Origin of the sequence: Demequina lignilytica (assembly GCF_030418305.1) — a bacterium.
GTDB lineage: Bacteria > Actinomycetota > Actinomycetes > Actinomycetales > Demequinaceae > Demequina > Demequina lignilytica.
The window spans coordinates 13,318-35,726 of sequence record NZ_JAUHPX010000008.1 but is presented as its reverse complement, the minus strand read 5'-3'; the positions used below and the strand labels follow the sequence as shown (position 1 = coordinate 35,726).

The 22,409-nt window shown below is 73.0% G+C and carries 18 protein-coding genes; 8 read left to right on the top strand and 10 right to left on the bottom strand.

The window, feature by feature from the left end:
* Positions 1-51: 51 nt before the first annotated feature.
* Positions 52-1,134, bottom strand: coding sequence for an SDR family NAD(P)-dependent oxidoreductase (locus QQX10_RS12050; RefSeq protein ID WP_301121044.1), 1,083 nt, complete (start codon positions 1,132-1,134; stop codon positions 52-54).
* Between the two features lie 100 nt (positions 1,135-1,234).
* Between QQX10_RS12050 and QQX10_RS12045 the strand changes: the two genes are divergently transcribed.
* Positions 1,235-1,786: a TetR family transcriptional regulator gene (locus QQX10_RS12045; protein WP_301121042.1), complete on the top strand. Its 552-nt coding sequence runs from the start codon at positions 1,235-1,237 to the stop codon at positions 1,784-1,786.
* Positions 1,787-1,799: 13 nt separating this feature from the next.
* Here QQX10_RS12045 and QQX10_RS12040 read toward each other — a convergent pair whose 3' ends face one another.
* The 4 genes from QQX10_RS12040 to QQX10_RS12025 form a co-directional block, all read right to left on the bottom strand.
* Positions 1,800-2,816, bottom strand: a complete 1,017-nt coding sequence (locus QQX10_RS12040) for a LacI family DNA-binding transcriptional regulator (RefSeq protein WP_301121040.1) — start codon at positions 2,814-2,816, stop codon at positions 1,800-1,802.
* Between the two features lie 85 nt (positions 2,817-2,901).
* A complete protein-coding gene (locus QQX10_RS12035) occupies positions 2,902-3,810 on the bottom strand; it encodes a carbohydrate ABC transporter permease (RefSeq protein ID WP_301121038.1) in 909 nt (302 codons plus the stop codon).
* Positions 3,807-4,763 carry a carbohydrate ABC transporter permease gene (locus tag QQX10_RS12030; RefSeq protein ID WP_301121036.1) on the bottom strand — a complete coding sequence of 319 codons (957 nt, stop codon included), beginning with the start codon at positions 4,761-4,763 and terminating at the stop codon, positions 3,807-3,809. The genes QQX10_RS12035 and QQX10_RS12030 overlap by 4 nt, the downstream gene beginning before the upstream one ends.
* A 91-nt stretch (positions 4,764-4,854) precedes the next feature.
* Positions 4,855-6,186 (bottom strand): ABC transporter substrate-binding protein, encoded by a 1,332-nt coding sequence (locus QQX10_RS12025; RefSeq protein WP_439710128.1) that lies wholly within the window; start codon positions 6,184-6,186, stop codon positions 4,855-4,857.
* 333 nt (positions 6,187-6,519) lie between these two features.
* On the opposite strand from QQX10_RS12025, the gene QQX10_RS12020 reads away from it, so the two are divergent.
* Positions 6,520-6,969, top strand: a complete 450-nt coding sequence (locus QQX10_RS12020) for a hypothetical protein (protein ID WP_301121034.1) — start codon at positions 6,520-6,522, stop codon at positions 6,967-6,969.
* Positions 6,970-6,972: 3 nt separating this feature from the next.
* Here QQX10_RS12020 and mnmA read toward each other — a convergent pair whose 3' ends face one another.
* Both mnmA and QQX10_RS12010 read right to left on the bottom strand, forming a co-directional pair.
* Positions 6,973-8,049 (bottom strand): tRNA 2-thiouridine(34) synthase MnmA, encoded by a 1,077-nt coding sequence (gene mnmA, locus QQX10_RS12015; RefSeq protein WP_301121032.1) that lies wholly within the window; start codon positions 8,047-8,049, stop codon positions 6,973-6,975.
* 232 nt (positions 8,050-8,281) lie between these two features.
* On the bottom strand, positions 8,282-9,067 hold the full coding sequence (locus QQX10_RS12010) for an IclR family transcriptional regulator (RefSeq protein WP_301121030.1): 786 nt from the start codon (positions 9,065-9,067) through the stop codon (positions 8,282-8,284).
* Positions 9,068-9,146: 79 nt separating this feature from the next.
* On the opposite strand from QQX10_RS12010, the gene hutH reads away from it, so the two are divergent.
* The 5 genes from hutH to hutI are packed head-to-tail and all read left to right on the top strand — an operon-like array spanning position 9,147 to position 16,137.
* Positions 9,147-10,700 (top strand): histidine ammonia-lyase, encoded by a 1,554-nt coding sequence (gene hutH, locus QQX10_RS12005; protein WP_301121028.1) that lies wholly within the window; start codon positions 9,147-9,149, stop codon positions 10,698-10,700.
* A gap of 17 nt (positions 10,701-10,717) precedes the next feature.
* Positions 10,718-12,406 (top strand): urocanate hydratase, encoded by a 1,689-nt coding sequence (hutU, locus tag QQX10_RS12000; protein ID WP_301121026.1) that lies wholly within the window; start codon positions 10,718-10,720, stop codon positions 12,404-12,406.
* Entirely contained in the window at positions 12,406-13,653 is a 1,248-nt protein-coding gene (locus QQX10_RS11995) for an allantoate amidohydrolase (RefSeq protein ID WP_301121233.1), read from the top strand. The genes hutU and QQX10_RS11995 overlap by 1 nt, the downstream gene beginning before the upstream one ends.
* Positions 13,650-14,969, top strand: coding sequence for a formimidoylglutamate deiminase (locus tag QQX10_RS11990; RefSeq protein WP_301121024.1), 1,320 nt, complete (start codon positions 13,650-13,652; stop codon positions 14,967-14,969). Before QQX10_RS11995 ends, QQX10_RS11990 begins: the two co-directional genes overlap by 4 nt.
* Complete coding sequence (gene hutI, locus QQX10_RS11985; RefSeq protein ID WP_439710127.1) at positions 14,959-16,137, top strand: imidazolonepropionase; 1,179 nt, start codon at positions 14,959-14,961, stop codon at positions 16,135-16,137. The genes QQX10_RS11990 and hutI overlap by 11 nt, the downstream gene beginning before the upstream one ends.
* Positions 16,138-16,141: 4 nt before the next feature.
* On the opposite strand, the gene QQX10_RS11980 is transcribed toward hutI, so the two are convergent.
* The 3 genes from QQX10_RS11980 to QQX10_RS11970 form a co-directional block, all read right to left on the bottom strand.
* On the bottom strand, positions 16,142-16,855 hold the full coding sequence (locus QQX10_RS11980) for a tyrosine-protein phosphatase (RefSeq protein WP_301121022.1): 714 nt from the start codon (positions 16,853-16,855) through the stop codon (positions 16,142-16,144).
* 36 nt (positions 16,856-16,891) lie between these two features.
* Positions 16,892-18,052: a cysteine desulfurase family protein gene (locus tag QQX10_RS11975; protein ID WP_301121020.1), complete on the bottom strand. Its 1,161-nt coding sequence runs from the start codon at positions 18,050-18,052 to the stop codon at positions 16,892-16,894.
* Between the two features lie 87 nt (positions 18,053-18,139).
* A complete protein-coding gene (locus QQX10_RS11970; RefSeq protein WP_301121018.1) occupies positions 18,140-21,361 on the bottom strand; it encodes an ExeM/NucH family extracellular endonuclease in 3,222 nt (1,073 codons plus the stop codon).
* 220 nt (positions 21,362-21,581) lie between these two features.
* Here QQX10_RS11970 and QQX10_RS11965 point away from each other — a divergent pair, with 220 nt between their 5' ends.
* A complete protein-coding gene (locus tag QQX10_RS11965; protein ID WP_301121016.1) occupies positions 21,582-22,409 on the top strand; it encodes an SDR family NAD(P)-dependent oxidoreductase in 828 nt (275 codons plus the stop codon).

Sequence of the window (22,409 nt, the reverse complement as noted above, 5' to 3'; positions counted from 1 at the left end):
CGAAGGCCCCCGGAGACGTTCCGGGGGCCCTCGGCGGGACGATGCGGCGGCTCAGATCGCGGACCAGCCCCCGTCGGACGGGAGGATCGCGCCGTTGAGGTTGACGCCGTCGTCGCTCAGGAGGAAGCAGATCGACGCCGCGAGCTGATCCGCGGTCACCGGCGGCGGGGCGACGGCCAGGGCCCCCATCACGCGATCCTGGCCGAGCGCGGAGTCGAACCGCGCCTCGATGTTGGTGATCACGCCGCCGGGCGCCACCGCGTTGACCCGGATGCCGCTCGGGCCGTACATGAAGGAGCTCGACCGGGTGATCCCGACCACCGCGTGCTTCGACGCCGTGTAGGCGACGCCCGCCGCGGAGCCGCGCAGGCCGGCCTCGGAGGCGATGTTGACGATCGACCCGCGGCCGGCCTCGAGCATGCGGGGCAGCACGGCCCGCGACAGCTTCATGAGACCGACGACGTTGACCGCGAACACGCGCTCCCAGACCTCGTCCGACACCTCGTGGAGCGGGGTCATGTCATCCATGATCCCCGCGACGTTCGCGAGCGAGTCGATGGGGCCGCCGGCCGCCTCGAGCACCCGCGCGATGTCCTCGTCCTTGGTGACGTCGGCGGTCACCGTGGTGATGTCGAGGCCGTCGTGCTCGGCCGCGAACGCGGTCAGCCGGTCCGCGGAGATGTCGAGCGCGATCACGCGGCCGCCCTCGCGGGCGACGCGCGACGCGGTGGCGCGGCCGATGCCGGAGCCCGCCCCCGTCACCACGACGGTCTGCCCGGCGAAGCGGCCCTCGGTGATCCGCTCCTCCCAGTCGGGCTGCTCGGGAGCCTCGGGCGCGGCGCTCGGGGCCTCGTCGACGGCGCCGGCGGGCGCCGCGGGCGCGCCGGTATCGGCGGCCGCGGCCGCCTCCGCCCGCGCGATCAGGTCGTCGAGCGTGTCCTGGGTGAAGCGTCCGCCGCTGATCTTGATGAGCTTGTTCATCGAGAAGCGCTTGACGGGGTTCATCGCCTTCTCGCTCTGGCCCGAGTCGACGAGCATCTGGCGGATCACGGGGCCGCCGTACGGGTGGGAGAGCCAGTCGGCGATCTTGGTGTCGCCGCTGAGGCCGGTGAGGGAGGTGCTGGTGGGGGACATGCGTGCTCCTTGATCGGGCGCGACCGCCGACGGCGTCGGCTCCGCGCTGAGCCAGGTCCGGACATCGTTGTCCGGATAGGTTCCACTATAGATTCGTCTCATGGCGGTGAGAACCAACCGGGGACCAGGAGCGGCGGCGGAGAACCGCGCGGCGCTGCTCGCTGCGGCGCGCGAGGTGTTCTCGGAGCAGGGCGCGCGGGCGCCGCTGTCCGCGATCGCGCGCACCGCGGGCGTGGGCCAGGCGGTGCTGTACCGCCACTTCCCCACCCGCGAGGCGATCGCCATGGCCGTGTTCGACCAGAACATGGAGGCCGTGGAGGAGCTGGCCGCCCGCCCCGACGCGCGCCTGCGGGAGGTCACCGACCTCATCACCCATCAGATCGAGGGCTCCGCCGCCGTGATCGCACTGTTCGCGGTCGACGAGGAGGCTCCCGCGCAGCGCGAGCTCACGCGCCGCATCCGCCTCGCGCTGCAGCCCGTGCTCGAGCGCGCGACGGCGGCCGGCGAGGTGCGCCGGGACGCGACCTTGGACGACCTGATGCTCGCGGTCGGGCTGGTGACGGCCGTCATCACGACCACGCCTCCCGCCGCCCGCCACGCGCGTGCGGCCGCCTCGTGGCGGCTGCTCATGGACGGGCTCGCGCCGCGCTGACCGCGCCGGGCGCTCAGGCGGAGTCGCGCACCACGAGCTCGGTCGGCAGGATCAGCTCGTTCGGGCTCGCGATGCGGCCGTCGAGCACGTCGAACAGCATCTGCGCCATGAGCCGCCCCATCTCGCGGGACGGCTGTCGCACGGTGGTGAGCTGCACCGCCGTGCTCGTCGCCGCCGAGCTGTCGTCGAAGCCGACCACCGCGACGTCCTCCGGCACCCGCAGACCACGCGACAGCAGCACCGGGATCGCGCCGGAGGCCATCAGGTCCGAGGAGATGAACATCCCGTCGACGTGCCCATGGGTGTCGAGGATCTCGCGCATCGCGCGCACCCCGCCCACCATCGTGAAGTCGCCGTCGGCGACCGGGCCGGGCTCGAGCCCGGCCTCGTCGAGCGCGTCCCGCCAGCCGGCCAGGCGGTCGGTCGCGCCCTGCATCGTCAAGGGTCCGGTGATGATGCCGATCCGCCGGCAGCCGCGCTCGATCAGGCGGCGCGTCGCCAGCCATCCGCCGTGGCGGTTGTCGACGTCGACCACGTTGACCTGGTCGTCCCCCATGGTGGAGCGGCCGGAGAACACGACGGGCAGAGTCTCGACCAGGCGGCCGAGGAACTTGTCGCTCGTGTGGTGAGACACGACGATCGCGCCGTCCACCGCGCCGCCCGCGAGGTATCGCATCGTCTTCCCGGTCGGGTCGTGGTTCGCGATCATGAGGTTGAGCACGTAGTCGCTGTCCTCGAGCCGCTCGTCGATGCCCGCCACCACGTCCGAGATGAACAGGTCGCCGAAGAACCGCCCGACATCCTCGGGGACGATCAGCGCGATCGCCTGCGCGCGCTGGCTCGCGAGCGAGCGCGCGGCGCGGTTGGGCACGTAGCCGAGCTCCGTGATGGCCTGCCGCACGGCCTCGGCGATCGGCGCGGAGACCGTCGGCGAGCCGTTGACCACGCGCGAGACCGTCGCGCGCGAGACTCCCGCCCGCGCGGCGACCGCCTCGAGCGTGGGGGCGTGAGCCCGTGACGTCGTCGTCATGTCACTCGTTCCCTTGCCCGCAGCCATGGGACCATCGTTCCAGACGGCCCCATGGCGCGGAAACGGTTCGTGGGGCAGGAGCCCGTCAGCCCTTGACGGCCCCCTGCATGATGCCCGAGACCAGCTGCCGTCCGGTGAAGATGAACAGCAGGATCAGCGGGACCGTCGCGAGCAGCACGCCGGCGAGGACCAGCGAGTAGTCGACGAAGTAGTTCGCCTGCAGCAGCGACAGCGCGACGGGCAGCGTCGGGTTCTGCTGGTCGAGCACGATGAACGGCCAGAAGAAGTTGTTCCAGCTGGTCACGAACGTGAACAGGAACAGCATCGAGGCCGCCGGTCGCGCCGCGGGCAGGCCCACATGCCAGAACGTGCGGATCATCGAGCAGCCGTCGACACGTGCCGCCTCGATCAGCTCGGTCGGGAGCGACTGCTGCAGGTACTGGGTCATCCAGAACACGCCGAAGGCCGTGATGAGGCCCGGCACGATCACCGCGCCCAGGTGGCCGGTCCATCCGTACTCCTGCATGAGGATGTACAGCGGCACCACGCCGAGCTGGACGGGGACCGCCATGGTCGCGATCACGGCGACCAGCAGCGGGCCCGAGCCCTTGAAGCGGAGCTTCGCGAACGCGTAGCCGGCGAGCGTCGACAGCACCACGGTCGACACCGCGGTGGTGGTCGAGACGATCACCGAGTTCGACAGCGCCTTCCAGAAGTTGATCGCGGGGTTGTCGATCACGGTCGCGGCGTTGGCGAGGAAGTTGCCGCCCGGGATCCACGTGAGGTCGCGGTAGATCGTCGACTGGTCGCCCGAACCGATCAGGAAGGACCAGTAGAACGGGAAGATCGCGGCGACGAGGACGATGCCGAGCGACCCGTAGGTGAACCAGCCGGGCCGGCGCGACGTGATGGCGGTCGAGCGGAACCGACGCTTGGGCGCGGGCGCGTGGGGCTCCGCCGTGACCGGCGTGGGGGTGGTGGTCGCGGTGCTCATCGCTTGCCTCCGCTCGCGTCGTCGGCGACGAGCCGGCGGGTGATGAAGAAGTTGATCAGGGAGAACGCCACGATGATGAGGAAGAGGATCCAGGCGATCGCGGCGGCACGGCCGAAGTCGAACTTGCCCCAGCCGGTGTTGTAGAGGTACATCGTCAGCGTCAGCCACTGCTTGTTCGCGCCGCCGGTGCCGGTCTGGTCGTACATGCGGGGCTCGTCGAAGATCTGCAGGCCGCCGATGGTCGAGGTCAGGATCACGAAGATCAGCGTGGGCCGGATCTGCGGCACCGTGACGGAGAAGAACCGGCGGAGGGAGCTGGCGCCGTCGATCGCCGCCGCCTCGTAGAGGTCGCGCGGGATGGCCTGCATCGCGGCGAGCAGGATCAGGGCGTTGTAGCCCGTCCAGCGGAAGTTGACCATGGTCGCGATCGCGATATGGCTGGGGATCACGTCCGTATGCCACAGGATGCTGTTCAGGCCGAGGTCGTTCAGGACCGTGTTCACCAGGCCGTACTTGTCGCCGAACATGTTGGAGAAGATCAGCGCCACGGCCACCGGTGCCACCACGTAGGGCAGCAGCACGCCCATGCGCCAGAAGGTCTTCGCGCGAAGGTTGTGGTCGAGCTGGTAGGCGATGAAGGTCGCGACCAGGATCTGCGGCACCGAGGACAGCAGGAAGATCGAGAACGTGTTGCGCAGGGCGATCCAGAACTCGCGATCCTGCAGCACCCACGTGAAGTGCTCGAAGCCGATGTACTCGCCGGTGTTGCGCACCAGGTCCCAGTCCTGCAGCGAGATGTACGCCGTGTAGAGGATCGGGAAGATGCCGACGATGCCGAAGACGATGAAGAACGGCGCGATGTAGAGGTACGGCGACAGCTTGACGTCGAGCCTGCCGAGCCGCTGTCGCGCGGTCAGCGAGCGGGTCTCGCGCCGCACAGGGGTGGTGGTCATGAGGAGGGTCTCTTCTTCCTAGGACGTGATGCCGGCCTCGCGGTCCGGGTCGCCCCCGCCGTGGCGGAGGCGACCCGGACCGGTCAGGTCATCAGCCGAGCGCGGAGATCTCGGCGACCGCCTGGTCCCACGAGGTGGTGGCGTCCTGCGAACCGTCCTCGACGCGGGTGAGCGCGTTCTGGATGATGTCGTTCACCTGGAAGTAGAACTCCCCCTTGAACGGGGCGACCGACACGGCGTCGGCACGGCTGGAGAAGATGTCGCCGAGCGAGTCCGTGTTGAAGTACTCCGCCTTGGTGGGCGAGTCGCCCGAGGCGAACGCGGCGTTGATCGCGTCCAGGTCGGCCAGCGCGTCGGTCTGGCTCGGGAACGTGCCCGCGGCTGCGAGGGCCTTGAGCTGCTGCTCCGGGGCGGTCAGCCACGCGGCGAGCTTCTTGGCCTCCTCGAGGTTCTCACCCGAGGACGGGACGGTCAGGTACGAGCCGCCCCAGTTGCCGCCGCCGCCGGGGAAGACGTCCGCGACGTTCCAGGTGGTCGTGTCGGGGGCCGCACCCTGGACCACGCCGAGCATCCAGCCCGGGCACAGGAGGGTGGCGAACTCGGACTGCGCGAGACCGGCGAACCAGTCGTCCGACCACTGCGGGAGGTGCGCGGACAGGTCGCCCGCGGCCTCGGTGACCTGCATGAACAGGTCCTTGACCTCGGCGTTGTCGGTGGCGATGATCTCACCGGTGTCCGGGTCCTCGTAGGCCGCGGCGACCTGGTTGATCATGCCCTGGTAGGTCGCGTTGGCGGACTCGAACCACGCGCCACCGCCGCCGGCCTGGTACTGCTCGCCGACCTCGAAGTAGTGCGCCCAGTCGCCCTCGAGGAGCGACGCGACCTCGGCCGGGTCCGTCGGGAGGCCCGCGGCCTCGAACTTGGCGGCGTCGTAGCAGATCGCCTCGGGGCCGATGTCGGTGCCGTAGCCGATCAGGCGGCCATCGGGGTCGGTCGCGGCCTCGGTCTTCCAGTCGAGCCAGCGGCCCTCGACGTCCGCGCTCGACAGGTCCTCGACCAGGTCCGCATACTGCATGACCTCGGGGAGCCAGTCGACCTCGATCGCCTCGACGTCCGCGAGGCCGCCGGCGCCCAGCTTGGCGAAGTAGTTGGTGCGGGCGTCGTTCGACGTCGCCGCGATGTTCTGGACCACCGTGACGTTCGGGTTCGCGTCCATGTACTCCTGGAGCAGCGCGTCCGTGTAGCCGAAGTCGTTGAAGGTGGCGACGGTCAGGGTGACCGGCTCACCCCCGGTGGTGTCGCCGTCAGCCGACGAGCTGCCCTCGGGGCTGCTCGACCCGCCGCAGCCGGTCAGTGCGATAGCGAAGGCCGCGGTGCCCGCGACCATGCCCAGCGATGCCTTACGTGAGACGCTCACGTTCACTCCTTTGTGTCCGTCAAATGGATGGCCGACCCTCTGAGAGCGCTCTCCCTGAGAGAGCGCTCTCTCGAATCGGCACCACCGTATGACCGGCCGCATGCGCTGTCAAACCGCGTCTCACGTGCGCCGCCACTTCGTTGCCGAAACGTTACGATCGCGCGTCCCCGCTTCCCGCGCCTCACCCCCGGCCCGGACAGTGCGCACGGATCCGGCTCCGACACACCGCCGACGAGAGCCCACACGGACCCCTCGAACGGCGTGTCGCCGCCATTTCCGCGCGGGCTGTCCGGGCCGCGGGGGTGGACAGGAGCGCCAACCGCCGGGGACGATGCGGGCATGACGCACCGACGCATCGCCCCTGGTCTCGGGCTGGCTCTCGCGTTCGTGGCCCTAGCGTCGTGCGGGTCGGCGCACGACGTCGGCGACCTCGACGCGGACGACTCCCCCGTCGCGCGGTACGACTGGGATCCCGCCGACGGTGGCGACTCGGCGCTCATGGAGGGGACGCTCGAGCTCATCGACGGCTGCCTCTGCATCGTCGGCGCGGGCGAGACCGACGGGCTCATCACGGTGCCGGTCTTCTCACGGTCGCTCACCAGCTGGGACGCGGACAGCCGGGTCCTGACCTACGCCGGCCGCGACTACGCGCTCGGCGACCCCGTGAGCGCCGGCGGCGGCTGGGGGCCGCCGACCTCCGCCATGATCATCCCCGGGGCGTGCGAGCCCGACGCCTGGGGCGAGGTCATGCACGTCCAGTCGCCCGACCTCGAGCCGTACGCCGGCTGAGGGTCAGCGCGCGATGGTCGCCTGGCCGAGGACCCGAGAGCCCCGGTAGAGCACCAGCGACTGGCCCGCGGCGACCCCGCGCATCGGCTCCTCGAGCGCGACCGTGACCCGGGCATCGTCCCGCGTCGCGACCCCGGCGACGGGCGCGCCGTGGGCGCGCACCTGCACCTCGACCGCCGTCGCCGACGTGCACGGCACGTCGGGCGCAAGCCACACGACGTCCTCGCCGACCAGCTCGCGCACGCTCAGCAGCGTCTCCGGGCCCACGGTGACGACGTTGCGCGCGGTGTCGATGCCGGTGACGTAGCGCGGCGCGCCGTCCGCGGCCGGGCGCGGCAGCCGCAGGCCCTTGCGCTGGCCCACCGTGAAGGCGTAGGCGCCCTCGTGCGCGCCGACCACCGCGCCCGTCTCGTCGACGATCTCGCCCGGTCGCTCCCCCAGGGCGCGGGTGAGGAAGCCCTTGGTGTCGCCGTCGGCGACGAAGCAGATGTCGTAGGAGTCCGGCTTGTTCGAGACGCCGAGGCCGCGCGCGACCGCCTCCGCCCGCACCTCCGCCTTCGAGGCCACGGTGCCGAGGGGGAACATCGCCCGCGCGAGCCGCTCGGGCCCCATCACGGCCAGCACGTAGGACTGGTCCTTCGCGGCGTCGGCGGCGCGATGCAGCTCGCGCGCGCCGTCCTCGCGCAGGTCGATGCGCGCGTAGTGGCCGGTGCACACGGCGTCGAAGCCGAGCGCCAGGCCGCGCTCGAGCAGGGTGTCGAACTTGATGTGCTCGTTGCAGCGCACGCAGGGGTTCGGGGTGCGTCCGGCCTGGTACTCGGCCAGGAAGTCGCTCACCACCGTGTCGTGGAACTCGTCGGACAGGTCCCACACGTAGTACGGGATGCCCAGCCTGTCCGCGGCGCGGCGGGCGTCGTTCGCGTCCTCGATCGAGCAGCATCCGCGGGACCCCTCGCGGTGCTCGGCGCGCGACCGCGACAGCGCCATGTGCACCCCGACCACGTCGTGGCCGGCGTCCTTGGCGCGCGCGGCGGCGACGGCGGAGTCGACTCCGCCGGACAGGGCTGCCAGGACACGCACCCGACAAGGGTACGTGGCGTCGCCTCCCGCCCCTCCCCCGCCTCCCCCCATCCCCCTGCGGGGAACTGAGCGTCGCCTTCGCGGAGTTGCAGCCTCCTGCGGGGAACTGAGCGTCGCGGACTTCCCCGCAGCGCGCGCGGATCGGGCAGGAGCGGCACTCACATCCCCGCAGCGCGCCGGGTGGGTGGGCGGGACGATGCGAGGGGGTGGGTGGGACGATGCGGGCGCCGCTTCAGCGCCGCGCGCCGCCGACGCGCCGTTCGAGCTCCGTGGCCGCGCGCGCGACCTCTCCCACCAGGGCCTCGCGCGACGCCGGATCGCGCTCGGAGGGGAAGGTGACCGCGATCGCCGCGACCGGCCATCCGGTGTGGTCGCGCACCGCCACCGCGACGGACGCGAGCCCGGGCGTGACCGACCCGTCCTCCTCGGCGAAGCCCCGCTCGCGCGTCAGGCGCACCAGCTCCCTGAGCTCGGCCGGCGACCGCGGCGAGCCCTCCGGCACGGCCTCGAAGGCCGCACGCCCGGGGAACACCGCGCGCCGCTGCGCGTCGGGCAGCGCCGCCAGGATCGCCCTCCCGGTGGCGGTCGCGAGCGCCGGGAGGCGCACCCCCACGTCCGTGACCAGGGTGGGCCGCCGCGGCGCCCGCTCCTCGACGATGTACACCACGTCCGTCCCGTGCAGCACCGCCAGGTGCCCCGACTCCCCCGCCCGGTCGACCAGCCCGCCGAGCACCGGCGCGCCCAGGCGCGCGAGCGGCTGCTGGCGCGCGAACCCCGAGCTGAGCTCGTAGGCGACCAGCCCGAGTCCGTAGAGGCGCTGCTCCGCGAGGTGGACCACGAAGCCCCGCTCGGCCATGACCCCGAGCAGCCGGTAGACGGTCGACCGCGGCAGGTCGAGCGCACCCGCGATCGCGCTCGCCGCGACCGGGCCGCGCTGCGTCGCGAGGTGGGCGAGGATCCGCAGGCCTTGATCGAGGGCGGGGGACGGCGCCGGGCGCGAGGCCGAGGAACCGTCCATGGCGCCACTGTCTCACATGTGAGACAGATTCTCCGGGGCGGGCGCCCCGCGCCGGACCCGGCCGCAGTTCCATGAAGGCATGACCCTCCTCAGCACGCTCGCACCGGTCCGCGTCGGCCTCGAGGCCCTCACGATCGGCGACGTGGTCGCGGTCGCCCGGCACGACGCACCCGTCTCGCTCACCCCCGCGTCCCTCGCCGCCATGCGCGACTCGCGCGCCGTGGTCGACGCGCTCGCCGCGGACCCGGCGCCGCACTACGGCGTCTCGACCGGCTTCGGCGCGCTCGCCACCACCTTCATCGACCGCGAGCGCCGCGCGCAGCTCCAGCTCAGCCTGGTCCGCTCGCACGCCGCCGGCTCCGGCCCCGAGGTCGAGCGCGAGGTGGTGCGCGCGCTCATGCTCCTGCGCCTGTCGACGCTGCTCACCGGCCGCACCGGCGCCCGCCCCGTGGTCGCGGAGACCTACGCCGCGATCCTCAACGCCGGGATCACGCCCGTGGTCCACGAGTACGGCTCGCTCGGCTGCTCGGGTGACCTCGCTCCGCTGTCGCACGTCGCCCTCGCCGCGATCGGCGAGGGCCCGGTGCGCGACCGCGACGGCGCGCGCCGTACCTCCCGCGACGCCCTCGCCGCGGCCGGCATCGCGCCCCTGGTCCTCGAGGAGAAGGAGGGCCTCGCCCTCATCAACGGCACCGACGGCATGCTCGGCCAGCTCGCGCTCGCGCTGACCGACCTCGAGACGCTCGTCGGCACCGCGGACATCACGGCGGCGATGAGCGTCGAGGCGCTGCTCGGGTCCGACTCCCCCTTCGCGCCCGACCTGCAGGCGCTGCGCCCCCACCCCGGGATCGGCGCCGCCGCGGAGAACATGCGCCGCGTCCTCGCCGGCTCGGGCATCGTCGCCAGCCACCGCACCGCGGACTGCACCCGCGTGCAGGACGCCTACTCGCTGCGCTGCGCCCCGCAGGTCGCCGGCGCCGTCCGCGCCACCATGGCCCACGCCCGCGAGGTCGCCGGCCACGAGCTCGCCGCCGCCGTCGACAACCCCGTGGTGACCCTCGACGGCCGCGTCGAGTCGAACGGCAGCTTTCACGGCGCGCCGGTCGCCTACGTGCTCGACTTCCTCGCGATCGCGGTCGCGGACCTCGCGAGCATGTCCGAGCGCCGCATCGACCGCATGCTCGACCCCGCGCGCAGCCACGGCCTCCCGCCGTTCCTCGCCCACGAGGTCGGCGTCGACTCCGGCCTGATGATCGCGCAGTACACGGCGGCCGGGATCGTGTCCGAGCTCAAGCGCCTCGCCGTGCCCGCGTCGGTCGACTCCATCCCGAGCTCGGCGATGCAGGAGGACCACGTGTCGATGGGCTGGCACGCCGCACGCAAGCTGCGCACGGCGATCGACGGCCTCGCGCGCGTCCTCGGCATCGAGGCGATGACCGCCGCACGCGCGCAGTCGCTGCGCGCGCCCCTCGCGCCCTCCCCCGCCACGGGGGCCGCCGCATCGTCCCTCGGCGATCACGCCGCCCCCGGACCGGACCGCTTCCTCGCCCCCGACATCGACGCCGCCGCCGCGGCCGTGCGCACCGGCGAGGTCCGGGCCGCGGTCGAGTCCGTCGTCGGCCCCCTCGCCTGACCCCCGAAGGAGACATCATGACCGCCACCGAGACCCGCCGCACGGTCCGCGCCGCGCGCGGCACCGAGCTCACCTGCAAGTCCTGGCAGACCGAGGCGCCGCTGCGCATGCTCATGAACAACCTCGACCCGGAGGTCGCGGAGCGGCCCGAGGACCTGGTCGTCTACGGCGGCACCGGCCGCGCCGCGCGCAGCTGGGAGGCGTACGACGCGATCGTCGCGACCCTCCGCGACCTCGAGCCCGACGAGACCCTCCTGGTCCAGTCCGGCAAGCCGGTGGGCGTGTTCCGCACCCACGAGTGGGCGCCCCGCGTGCTGATCGCGAACTCCAACCTGGTGGGCGACTGGGCGACGTGGCCCGAGTTCCGCCGCCTCGAGGCGGAGGGCCTGATGATGTACGGCCAGATGACGGCCGGCTCGTGGATCTACATCGGCACCCAGGGCATCCTCCAGGGCACGTACGAGACCTTCGCCGCGGCCGCACGCCAGCGCGCCGCGCGCGAGGGCCGCGACCCGCGCACCGCCTCCCTGCGGGGCACTCTCACGCTGACCGGCGGCGCCGGCGGCATGGGCGGCGCCCAGCCGCTCGCCGTCACCCTCAACGAGGGCGCCTGCCTGATCGTCGACGTCGACGCGTCGCGGCTGACCCGCCGCGTCGAGCACGGCTACCTCGACGTGGTCGCCACGGACCTGGACGATGCGGTGGCACAGGCCCTGGCGGCGAAGGCCGAGGGCCGCGCCCTCTCCGTGGGGGTGGTGGGCAACGCCGCCGAGGTGTTCCCCGAGCTGCTGCGCCGCGGTGTGCCCATCGACCTGGTCACCGACCAGACCTCCGCGCACGACCCCCTGAGCTACCTGCCCCTCGGGTACACCGTCGAGGAGTGGCACGCCCGCTCCGAGGCCGACCCCGAGGGCTTCACCCGGGACGCTCGCGCCGCGATGGCCGCGCACGTCGAGGCCATGGTGGGCTTCAAGGACGCGGGCGCGGACGTGTTCGACTACGGCAACTCGATCCGGGCCGAGGCGAGGCTGGGCGGCTACGACCGTGCCTTCGACTTCCCGGGCTTCGTGCCGGCGTACATCCGCCCGCAGTTCGAGGAGGGTCGCGGCCCGTTCCGCTGGGCCGCGCTCTCGGGCGACCCGGAGGACATCGCGAGGACCGACAAGGCGCTCATGGAGCTGTTCCCCGAGCACGAGTCGCTCCACCGGTGGCTCACCGCCGCCGGGGAGAAGGTCCACTTCGAGGGCCTGCCCGCGCGCATCTGCTGGCTGGGCTACCAGGAGCGTCACCTCGCCGGCCTGAAGTTCAACGAGATGGTGGCGAGCGGGGAGCTCTCCGCCCCGATCGTGATCGGCCGCGACCACCTCGACTCCGGCTCGGTCGCGTCGCCCTACCGCGAGACCGAGGGCATGAAGGACGGCTCGGACGCGATCGCCGACTGGCCGCTGCTCAACGCGCTGCTCAACACCGCGTCCGGCGCCACGTGGGTGTCGCTCCACCACGGCGGCGGCGTCGGCATCGGCCGGTCCATCCACGCGGGCCAGGTGATCGTCGCCGACGGCACCGACCTGGCGGCCGAGAAGATCGCCCGCGTCCTGGTCAACGATCCGGGCACCGGCGTCATGCGCCACGTCGACGCGGGCTACGCGCACGCGAAGGACGTCGCCCGCGAGCGCGGGCTGCGCGTGCCCATGATGGAGGCGTGATGACGCCCGTCGAGGCACCCGTGGCGCCGGCGACGCTGGACGCCGTCGCGGCGCTCGCCGAGCTCGCCTGCATCGGCCGCGACGATGCTCGGGGCGGCTGGTCGCGGCATCTCCTGGACGAGGCGGACGGCGAGATGCGCGCCTGGTTCGCGCGGACGGCCGCCGCCCTGGGCCTCGCGGTGGAGACCGACGCGAACGCCAACCAGTGGGCGACCTGGGCGCCCGACGGTGCGACCGGGCCCGCCGTGGGCACCGGCTCGCACCTCGACTCGGTGCCCGGCGGCGGGCCGCTCGACGGGCCGCTCGGCGTGGTCTCGGCGCTCGCCGCGGTGTCGCGGCTCATGGCGGAGGGCCACGCTCCCTCCCGGCCCGTCCGGATCGCGAACTTCGCGGAGGAGGAGGGCGCCCGCTTCGGCGTGCCGTGCCTGGGGTCGCAGCTGCTCGCCGGTGACATCGACACGCACCGCGTGCGTGCGTTGACCGACGGGTCGGGCGCCTCGGTCGCGGAGGTGCTGGCCTCCGCGGGTCTGGACCCCGAAGCGATCGGCCGCGACGACGCCCGCCTCGCTGACCTCGCGCTCTACCTGGAGCTGCACGTCGAGCAGGGCCGCCAGCTCGCGCCGCTGGGCGTGCCGGTCGGCGTCGCGACAGGCATCCTCGCCCACGGCCGTTGGCGGGTGACCGTCACCGGCCGTGGTGACCACGCCGGCGCCACCGAGCTCGGCTCCCGCCGGGACCCGATGCTGGTCGCCGCCGCCGTGATCCGGGCGGCGCGCAACCGCGCCGCGGGCGCGAACCCCGCGACCCGTGCGCGCGCGACGGTCGGCAAGCTCCAGGTCGTGCCCGGCGGCTCGAATGCGATCGCGTCCGAGGTCCGGCTGTGGCTCGACGCCCGTGCGGAGCACGACGCTGACGTGCACGACCTGGTCGCGCGCATCCTGTCCGACGCGGAGGCTGTCGCGCGCGAGGAGGGATGCGAGGTCGCCGTCGCCGAGGAGTCCTTCAGCACGCGCGTCGAGTTCGACGCCACGCTCACCGACCTCGTGGACTCGGCGCTGGGCGGCGTTCCCCGGATCCCCACCGGTGCTGGTCACGACGCCGGCATCCTGGCGGCGCACCTGCCCACCGCGATGATGTTCGTGCGCAACCCCGACGGCGTATCCCACTCGCCGCTCGAGTGCGCCTCAGACGCGGACATCCGTGCGGGCGTGGACGCTCTCGCCGACGCGTTGAGGGCGCTGACGTGAGGATCGCGATCGGCACGCTCGTGCTCCCGGACCGCCTGCTGAGCGACGTCCGGATCGAGCTCGACGGCGCGGGCGTGGTCACGGCGATCGGGCCCGACGCCGCGAGCGCGCCCGCCGATATGGCCGTCGAGGTCGCCGCACCCGCCTTCGCGAACACCCACAGCCACGCGTTCCACCGGCTGCTGCGCGGCCGCACCCACGCGGACGGCGGCGACTTCTGGCGCTGGCGCGAGGCCATGTACGCCGTCGCGGGGACGCTGGATCCCGACGGGCTGCGCGCGGCCGCGACGGCGGCGTACGCCGAGATGGTCGCGGCGGGCTACGCCGCGGTGGGCGAGTTCCACTACCTCCACCACGCGCCCGACGGCACCCCCTACCCGGGTCACGCGATGGAGCGGGCGCTCGCCGACGCCGCCTCCGCGGCCGGCATCCGCCTCACCCTGCTGGACACGGTGTACCTGCGCGGCGGCTTCGGCACTGAGGTCACGGGGGCGCAGCGGCGCTTCACCGACGGCACCGTCGAGCGCTGGCACGACCGCTGGGACGCGCTGCGCGCGGACCTGGCCGTCACCCACCCCGAGGTGACGCTCGGCGCCGCGCTCCACTCGGTGCGCGCGATCGACCCGGACCGCCTGGCGGCCGCGGTGGCGGGCCTCCCGACCGACATCCCTCTCCATGTCCACCTGTCCGAGCAGCCCGCGGAGAACGCCGAGTGCCGCGCGGCGACCGGGCTCACCCCGACGGTGCTGCTCGACCGCGCCGGCGTGCTCGACGCCCGCACCACCGTGGTGCACGCGACGCACCTGACGGACGGCGACGTCGCGACGCTCGGCGCGGCGAGCGTCTCCGTGTCGATGTGCCCGACCACCGAAGCCGACCTCGGCGACGGCCTGGGCCGGGCCGCCGACCTCGCCGCCGCCGGCGCCCGGCTCACGGTCGGGTCCGACCAGAACGTGGTGATCGACCCGTTCGACGAGCTCCGACGCCTCGAGGGCGGGGCGCGGCTGGTCTCGGGCAGGCGCGGCGTGCTCACCCCCGAGCAGATCTGGCGCGCCGGCACCTCCGACGGGCATGCCGCGCTCACGCCGGTCGGCGCCACCCGCCAAGCGCCGGCCGTGGGACGCCCGTGCGACCTGGCCCTGCTCGACGCCGCGTCTGCCCGCACCGCCGGCTCCGACCCGCACGCGCTGGCCCTCACCGCCACGGCGGCCGACGTCCTCGGCACGGTCGTGCGCGGAGTCCACCACGCATCGTCCGACCGGCGTCGCCTCGCGGTCGACGCCCTGCTGCGCCGGGAGCCCGCCCATGCCCGCTGAGGCGATCGTCAACATCGGCGTCCTCGCGACCATGGGCGACGGCGAGGGTGCCTTGGGCCTGCGCCGCGACGCCGCCGTCGTCATCGACGCGGGCCGGGTCGCATGGGTGGGAGCGGCCGCCGACGCGCCCGCCGCGGACCTCCGCACGGACGCGGGCGGCGCCGCGATGATCCCCGGCTTCGTCGACTCCCACACCCACGCCGTGTTCGGCGGCGACCGCGCCGCCGAGTTCGACGCCCGCATGTCCGGCGCGCCGTACACCGCGGGCGGCATCCGCTCCACGGTCGCGGCCACGCGCGCCGCCTCCGCGGAGGAGCTCACCGCGCGCACCCGGCACCTCCTCGACGAGGCGCTGCGCCAGGGCACCACCACGGTCGAGATCAAGTCGGGCTACGGCCTCGACGTCGCCACCGAGCGCCGGCTGCTCGAGGTCGCGGCGCGCTTCACTGACGAGGTGACGTTCCTGGGAGCGCACGTGGTCGCGCCCGAGATGGCCGACCGCCGCGGCGACTACGTCGACCTGGTCGCGGGGCCGATGCTCGAGGCCGCGGCGCCCCTCGCGCGCTGGATCGACGCGTTCTGCGAGGAGGGGGCGTTCGATGTCGACGAGACCCGGCGGATCCTCACCGCGGGACGCGACGCCGGGCTCGGGTTGCGGCTCCACGCGAACCAGCTGACGCGGTCCGGCGCGGCGGCGCTCGGCGTCGAGCTGGGCGCGGCCAGCATCGACCATTGCACTTTCCTGTCCGACGAGGACGTCGACGCCCTCGCGGGCTCGGACACTGTCGCGACGTTCGTGCCCGGCGCGGAGTTCTCCACCCGCCAGCCGTATCCGCGGGTCGACCGCCTGCGCGACGCCGGCGTGACGTGGGCGCTGGCCTCGGACTGCAATCCCGGGTCGAGCTTCACCACCAGCCTGCCCTTCTGCATCGCTCTGGCGGTGCGCGACATGGGCGCGACCCCGGGCGAGGCGATCCGCGCCGCCACCGCGGGTGGCGCCGCGGCGCTCCGCCGCACGGACGTCGGCCGGATCGAGGTCGGTGCGCGCGCCGACCTGGCACTGCTCGACGCCCCCGACCCGGTGCACCTCGCGTACCGGCCGGGCGTCCCGCTCGTGTCGCGCGTGTGGCGCGGCGGCGTCGAGACCCGCATGTGGCGCGACGGCTGAGCCGTCAGCCGAGCAGCCGCTCCCGCAGCGCGGCGACGTGCGCGGCGCTGCCTCCGTGCGCGAGGAACCAGGTCTCCGCGCCGCCGTAGGCGTCCCACGCGTCGAGCACCACCTCGATGGCGTCCGCCGGTGCGGTGAGGTATGCCGCGGGGATGCGGGAGACGTCGACGCCCGTCGGGGAGCCGGTGGCCTCGCCCGCCCACGCCGCCGCCATGCGGTCCACGACGCCTCCCATGTTGGCGGCCGTGACCACGTAGTCGGCGACGATGCTGTCGCGCGCCGTGCCGATCAGCGCGAGGACCAGCGCGACGGAGACCCCCGTGCGGTCCTTGCCCGCCGAGCAGTGCACCAGCACCGGTCCGTCCTCCACGGCGATGGTGATCGCGACGGCGGCGACCGCGCGCCCGGCATCCCCCGTGATCATGCCCCGGTAGAGCTCGGTCAGGCTGGCGCCCGCCCGGGAGCCCGCCGCCGCGGCGTCCGCGAGCACGGGGATCGCGTGGACCGTGGAGGTGGCCGCGAGCGGATGCCGGCCGCCGGCCTCGACGGGGTCGCGCAGGTCGACCACGGTGGTGGGCGGCCACGGCGCGAGCCCTGCGGGCGCGGCGTCGCCCAGGAACGGCGCATCGGAGCGCCACACGATGCCGGCGCGCAGGCCGGGCACCGCCGCGGCCACGTCGCGCGCGTTGGCGAGGACGGTGCGGGTCTCGAGGGTCATGCGACTAGCAGTACCACGCTCACGTGGGCCACCCGTTCAGGCGCCCGTCGCCGCACGCGCACGCTCGACCGCGCCGGGCAGCGCCGCCAGCACCGCCTCGACGTCGTCGGCCGTCGTGGTCCGCCCCATCGACAGCCGCAGCGTGCAGGCGGCGTCCTCCGCCGACCAGCCCATCGCCTCGGCCACGTGGCTCGCCTGCACCACGCCCGCCGTGCACGCCGAGCCCGAGCTCGCGGCGATCCCGCCGGCGTCGAGCAGGAACAGCACCGACTCGGCCCGGGCTCCGGGGATCACCGCGTGGACGATCCCGGGCAGGCGACGACCCGCATCGTCCAGTCCCGACACCGTCGCCCCGGGGACGGCGGCGCGCAGGCCGTCGAGCAGCCTCTCCCGCAGACCCTCGAGACGGTCGCGCTCGGCCGCCCGCTCCGCCACCGCATCGTCCAGCGCCGCCGCGAAGGCCGCGGCCCCGGCCGCGTCGAGCGTGCCGGACCGCACCTGCCGCTGCTGCCCTCCCCCGTGGGCGGTGGGCACCAGCGGCAGCCCGCGTCGGGCGAGCAGCGCGCCGACCCCCACGGGACCGCCGAGCTTGTGCGCCGAGACGCTCAGCGCCGCGAGACCCGAGTCGCGGAAGTCGACGTCGAGGTGCGCGATCGCCTGGACCGCGTCCGAGTGCACCGGCACCCCGTGGGCGGACGCGAGCTCGACGGCGGCGCGGACCGGCTGCACGGTCCCGACCTCGTTGTTGGCCCACATGATCGACACCGCCGAGGACTCGTGGTCGAGCGCGGTGTCGAGCGCGTCGAGGTCGATCACGCCGTGGGCGTCGACCGGGATCTCGATCAGCTCGGCGTCGCCGCGGGACGCGAGCCACCGCGCGGCGTCGAGCACGGCGTGGTGCTCGACCGCGGAGACGATGAGCCGGCGCGCCGCGGGGTCGGCCGCCGACCGGCCCCAGTGGAGCCCCTTGACCGCGAGGTTGTCGGCCTCCGTGCCCCCCGAGGTGAGGACGACCTCCGCGGGGTCGGCGCCGAGCGCGGCGGCGATCCGCTCGCGCGCGTCCTCCACGATCGCGCGGGCAGCCCGTCCCGGCGCGTGAAGCGACGACGGGTTGCCGAGCCTGCCGGCGGCGTCGATCCACGCCGCGCGGGCGCTGTCGCGCAGCGGGGCGGTCGCGGCGTGGTCGAGGTAGTGCACGGCTCCCAGCGTAGGCCGGGACGATGCCGGGGGCGCGGACGGCGCCCGCCCCCGAGCTGGGGACGGGCGCCGTCGGTGTCGATGCGATCAGATGGTCGCGTGCGCCACGCGGTACAGGAACGCCGCGATCGCGTCACGGGTGATCTTGGCCGTGGGACGGAACGTGCCGTCCGACCAGCCCGTGGTGATGCCCGCCGCGGCGGCCCACTCGATCTCCGTGTAGTAGGTGCTGCCGGGCTGCACGTCCGAGAACGTGGGCGTGGACGGCCCGGTGTATCCCGAGACCCCCAGGTAGCGGTACAGGAAGACGACCACCGCGTCGCGGCTGATCGACGACTTCGGGCGGTACGTGCCGTCCGCCCAGCCGGTGGTGATGCCCTCGGCCGCCATCCACTCGATCTCCGTGTAGAAGGGGTTCGAGGTGGTGACGTCGGTGAAGGTCGGCGTCGTGGGAGCGGTGAACTCGGGCGACCCGGCGAGGCGGTAGAGGAACGCCGCCACGGCCTCGCGCGAGGCTTGTGCCAGCGGACGGAACACGTAGGTGCCGTCCGACTTCTTCCACCCGGTCGAGATCCCGACGGCACCCATCCAGGTGATCTCGTCGAAGAAGGCGGTGAAGTCCTCGGCGCCCGTCACGCCGGAGATGTCGCGGAAGGTGACGCCGGAGGGGCCGGTCGGCTCCTCCGTGTCCCCGAGCGACAGGCCGATCAGCACCGGGTCGTGGTCCGAGGTCCGGTACATGTCGGCCGCGTAGAGGCTCTCGATCTGCTCCGCGGTCTGGTAGTCCGTGTTGTAGTCGAGCACGCTGGGCTCGTCAGCGTTGATGTGGAAGTGGGCCGAGCCGGTGACCTGCTCCGCCATCGAGGCCGAGGCGAAGGAGTAGTCCAGCGAGCCCCACTGGCCGTCGTACACGTAGGAGTAGTCGCCGCCGCCGAGCTCGACGTAGCCGGCGTCGCGCAGCACCTGGATCGGGTCCTCCATGCCGTACGAGTTGAGGTCGCCCATGACGATGACGTCGGGGTCGTCCACGCCGGTCGGGTCCGTGCCGAGCCAGTCGACCAGAGCCTCCGCGCCCGCGGTGCGGGTCGCGTTCCAGCAGCTCGCGCCGTCGCCCTGGTCCGCGTCGAGGCCGGTGGCCCCGGTGCAGCTCTTGGACTTCCAGTGGTTGGCCACGACCGTCAGCACCTCCCCCTCGCCATCCACGAAGGACTGCGCGATCGACGGGCGGTTGCGGTCGTCGTCGAACCTCGCGTCGACGGAGCTGTCGAGGACGGCGAACGCGCCCTCCTCCGCGACCGTCGTGGCGTCGTAGAGGAAGCCGACCCGGATGGTGTCGGTGCCCACCACGCCGGTGTCGACGTAGTCGTAGACCTCGGCCCCGAGCTCCTCGTTCATGGCGGCGGCGAGGGCCGCGAGCGGCTCGACGCCGGGCGAGTTCTCCATCTCCATGATGCCGATCACGTCGGCGTCGAGCGCGAGGAGCGCCTGGACCAGCTTGGCCGTCTGGCGCTCGAGCTCGAGCACCGAGTCGGCTCCGCGGCACCCCTGCTCGTCACCGACGGGGCCGCACACGTCCGAGCCCTCGTCGATGGTCAGGAAGTAGTTGAGCACGTTGAAGCTCGCCACCGTGATGTCGCCGCCGACCTCGGGGGCCTCGGTCGGACGCGGGTTGGTCGCGTCGAACACGAACTCCTCGGCGGCCGGGCGCACGCGCCAGGTGTTGCCCGAGGCCGAGCTGCCCGCCCAGGTGTAGGTGAGGACGCCGGTGAGGCCGGAGATGGTGTCGCCGCCGCGCAGCGTGTTGTCCGCGCTCAGCGGGTCGCCTCCGCGTCCCATCGGGTCGAGGTTCTGCGCGTCGAACCCGTCGTCGACCTTGATCTTGTTCAGGTCGTTGGCGGCCTGCAGCGCGATGACGTCCTCGCCCGGGGACACGACGGCCGAGGGCTGGTCGAGGCGGCCCGCCCCGGACACGGTCACCTCGTTGAAACGCCCGAGCAGGTAGATCTCGGTCACGGTGAGCGTCTCCTCGAACGTCACCAGCATGCCCTCGTAGGCCTCGGGCTCGTCGGCGGAGTCGAACGGCAGCGCGAGCGCGGCCGGGGTCACCGTCGCGCCGGTCGCCAGCACCTCGACGTCCGCGTAGCTCACCTGGGTCTGGCCGAAGTACTCGGAGACGGTGCCGGTGACGGCCACCTCGTCGCCCAGGGACACCTCGTCTGCGCCGGCGTTGAACACGAAGATGCCCTCGGAGGTCGCGGCGTCGCCGTCGCCCTCGCCGTCACGCGACTGCACGAAGAAGCCGCGCAGCGCGGGGCTCGCGCCCTCGTGGTCGGCCACCACGACACCCTCGAAGGACACGACCTGGCCCGCGTAGGGGCTGATGTCGGAGTCGCCCTGGATCTGACCGATCGGGATGACGCCCTCGGTGACGGAGAAGGTCGACTCGAACGCCGCAGCCATCTGGTCGGCGTCGCCGTCGAGGTCCTCGACCTTGGTCGGCTCGACGGAGAGGGTGCACTCGGCACCGAGCGCGAGCGCGGCGTCCGGGGTGACCGTGTACTCCGTCGGGCCGCCGGTGACGGTGACCGCGAGGTCATCGGATCCGCACATGAGCGTGAACGCGTCGTTGACGGCGACCGGCTCCGAGAACGTCACCACCGGCGCGACCGTGGTCGAGACGCCGAGCGCGCCGTCCACGGGCGAGATGCCCGACACGGTGGGAGCGGCGTCGACCGGCACCGTGCCGGAGCACGTGGTCGTGTGGGTCCCGAGACCCGAGTGGACCATGTCGCCCGCGTCCGTCCACTCGCCGGCGACGTACGTGGTCGAACCCGTGCAGATGGTCGTGCCTCGCTGCAGCGACACGTCAGCGCCCCAGACCGTGTCATCCCCTAGGGTGCCGAGGATGTCGATGATCGCGCCGTCGTGGCGCAGCACCACGGCGTCGTTGCCGTTGAAGTTCGCGACCCCCGAGGTCACGTCCGCGACATCGAGGATGCTCGGGTTGGCCGAGCCGTTCGCGACCACCCAGACATCGCCGTCGGCGACGGTGCCGGCAAGGTTCAGGGTGGAGGTCGCGCCCGCGCTCTCGAGGCGGCCGTTGGAGTAGAGCTCGACCGAGTAGCCGGCGAGGTCGACGTCGGTTCCGGTGCCGTTGAAGATCTCGACGGCCTTGTTGCTGCCGCTCGATCCCTCCACGTACTCCGAGAAGAACAGGTCGGTGGGGGTGTCCGCGGTCGCGGGACTCGCGACCAGGATGGAGCCTGCCAAGGCTCCCAGCAGAGCTGTCGCGGTGATGCGACGTCGCATGGGTTTCTCCTTCATGGGTAGGGACCACGCAACGTTAGGAGCACCGAGTGTCACGAACCTTCCTGTAGAGGAACAGGCACGTAAATCCCTGGTTAATTCTTCGTGACGTCAACATCACAGCGTTCGGCGCCCGCGCGTCGCGCCGTCCTCGACCCGACCCGCGGACCGACCCGGGACCCTCGCCCGCTACCGTGAGGGGAGACACCTACGAGGAGGTCACGTGTCCGTCTGGTTCATCACCGGCTGCTCCACCGGCATCGGCCGGGCGACCGCGGAGGCGGCCGCCGCCGCGGGCCACCAGGTCGTGGCGACAGCGCGCCGCCCCGAGACCCTGGCGAGCCTGGCATCGTCCTACCCGGACACCGTCCTGACCCTCCCGCTCGAGGTGCGGGACGACTCCCAGGTCGCCGCGGCGGTAGACGCCGCCCTCGCACGGTTCGGACGCGTCGACGTGCTGGTCAACAACGCGGGGATCGGCTTCTTCTCGACCATCGAGGAGTCCGGGCAGGAGGATGCCCAGGAGGTCATGGACGCGAACTTCTGGGGCGCCGCCAAGGTCACCACCGCGCTGCTGCCGCATCTGCGCGCCCAGCGCTCGGGCCACATCTTCACCGTCTCCTCGATCGCGGGGGTGCGCGGCTCCGCGGGCCTCGGCTACTACTGCGCCGCCAAGCATGCGGTGTCGGGGTTCATGGAGGCGCTCAGCGCCGAGGTCTCACACCTCGGGATCCGGGTCACGGTGCTCGAACCGGGCCCGATCCGCACGCTGTGGATCCCGTCGGGGGCGAAGAATCAGGAGATCCTTCCCGACTACGAGCCCGTGATGAAGCCGTTCTGGGACCGCATCCACGCGCTCCCGGGTAACCAGCCGGGCTCGCCCGCGGCGACCGCGGAGGCCATGCTCCGGCTCGCCGAGGAGCCCGATCCGCCGCTGCACCTGATCTGCGGCGCGCACGCCGTCACCCAGACCCGCGCCAAGCTCGACCGGCTCGGCGCCGAGGTCGACGCGTGGGAGGATCTCTCCCTCTCGATCGACAGGAAGGACTGA

Coding starts and splice junctions, on each gene's coding strand:
- hutI (WP_439710127.1), top strand. CDS start 14,959: ATGCCCGCTGAGGCGATCGTCAACATCGGCGTCCTCGCGACCATGGGC.
- QQX10_RS11980 (WP_301121022.1), bottom strand. CDS start 16,855: ATGACCCTCGAGACCCGCACCGTCCTCGCCAACGCGCGCGACGTGGCC.
- QQX10_RS12040 (WP_301121040.1), bottom strand. CDS start 2,816: ATGACGACGACGTCACGGGCTCACGCCCCCACGCTCGAGGCGGTCGCC.
- QQX10_RS12020 (WP_301121034.1), top strand. CDS start 6,520: ATGACGCACCGACGCATCGCCCCTGGTCTCGGGCTGGCTCTCGCGTTC.
- QQX10_RS12045 (WP_301121042.1), top strand. CDS start 1,235: ATGGCGGTGAGAACCAACCGGGGACCAGGAGCGGCGGCGGAGAACCGC.
- QQX10_RS11970 (WP_301121018.1), bottom strand. CDS start 21,361: ATGCGACGTCGCATCACCGCGACAGCTCTGCTGGGAGCCTTGGCAGGC.
- hutU (WP_301121026.1), top strand. CDS start 10,718: ATGACCGCCACCGAGACCCGCCGCACGGTCCGCGCCGCGCGCGGCACC.
- QQX10_RS12010 (WP_301121030.1), bottom strand. CDS start 9,067: ATGGACGGTTCCTCGGCCTCGCGCCCGGCGCCGTCCCCCGCCCTCGAT.
- QQX10_RS11995 (WP_301121233.1), top strand. CDS start 12,406: ATGACGCCCGTCGAGGCACCCGTGGCGCCGGCGACGCTGGACGCCGTC.
- QQX10_RS12050 (WP_301121044.1), bottom strand. CDS start 1,134: ATGTCCCCCACCAGCACCTCCCTCACCGGCCTCAGCGGCGACACCAAG.
- QQX10_RS12035 (WP_301121038.1), bottom strand. CDS start 3,810: ATGAGCACCGCGACCACCACCCCCACGCCGGTCACGGCGGAGCCCCAC.
- QQX10_RS12030 (WP_301121036.1), bottom strand. CDS start 4,763: ATGACCACCACCCCTGTGCGGCGCGAGACCCGCTCGCTGACCGCGCGA.
- hutH (WP_301121028.1), top strand. CDS start 9,147: ATGACCCTCCTCAGCACGCTCGCACCGGTCCGCGTCGGCCTCGAGGCC.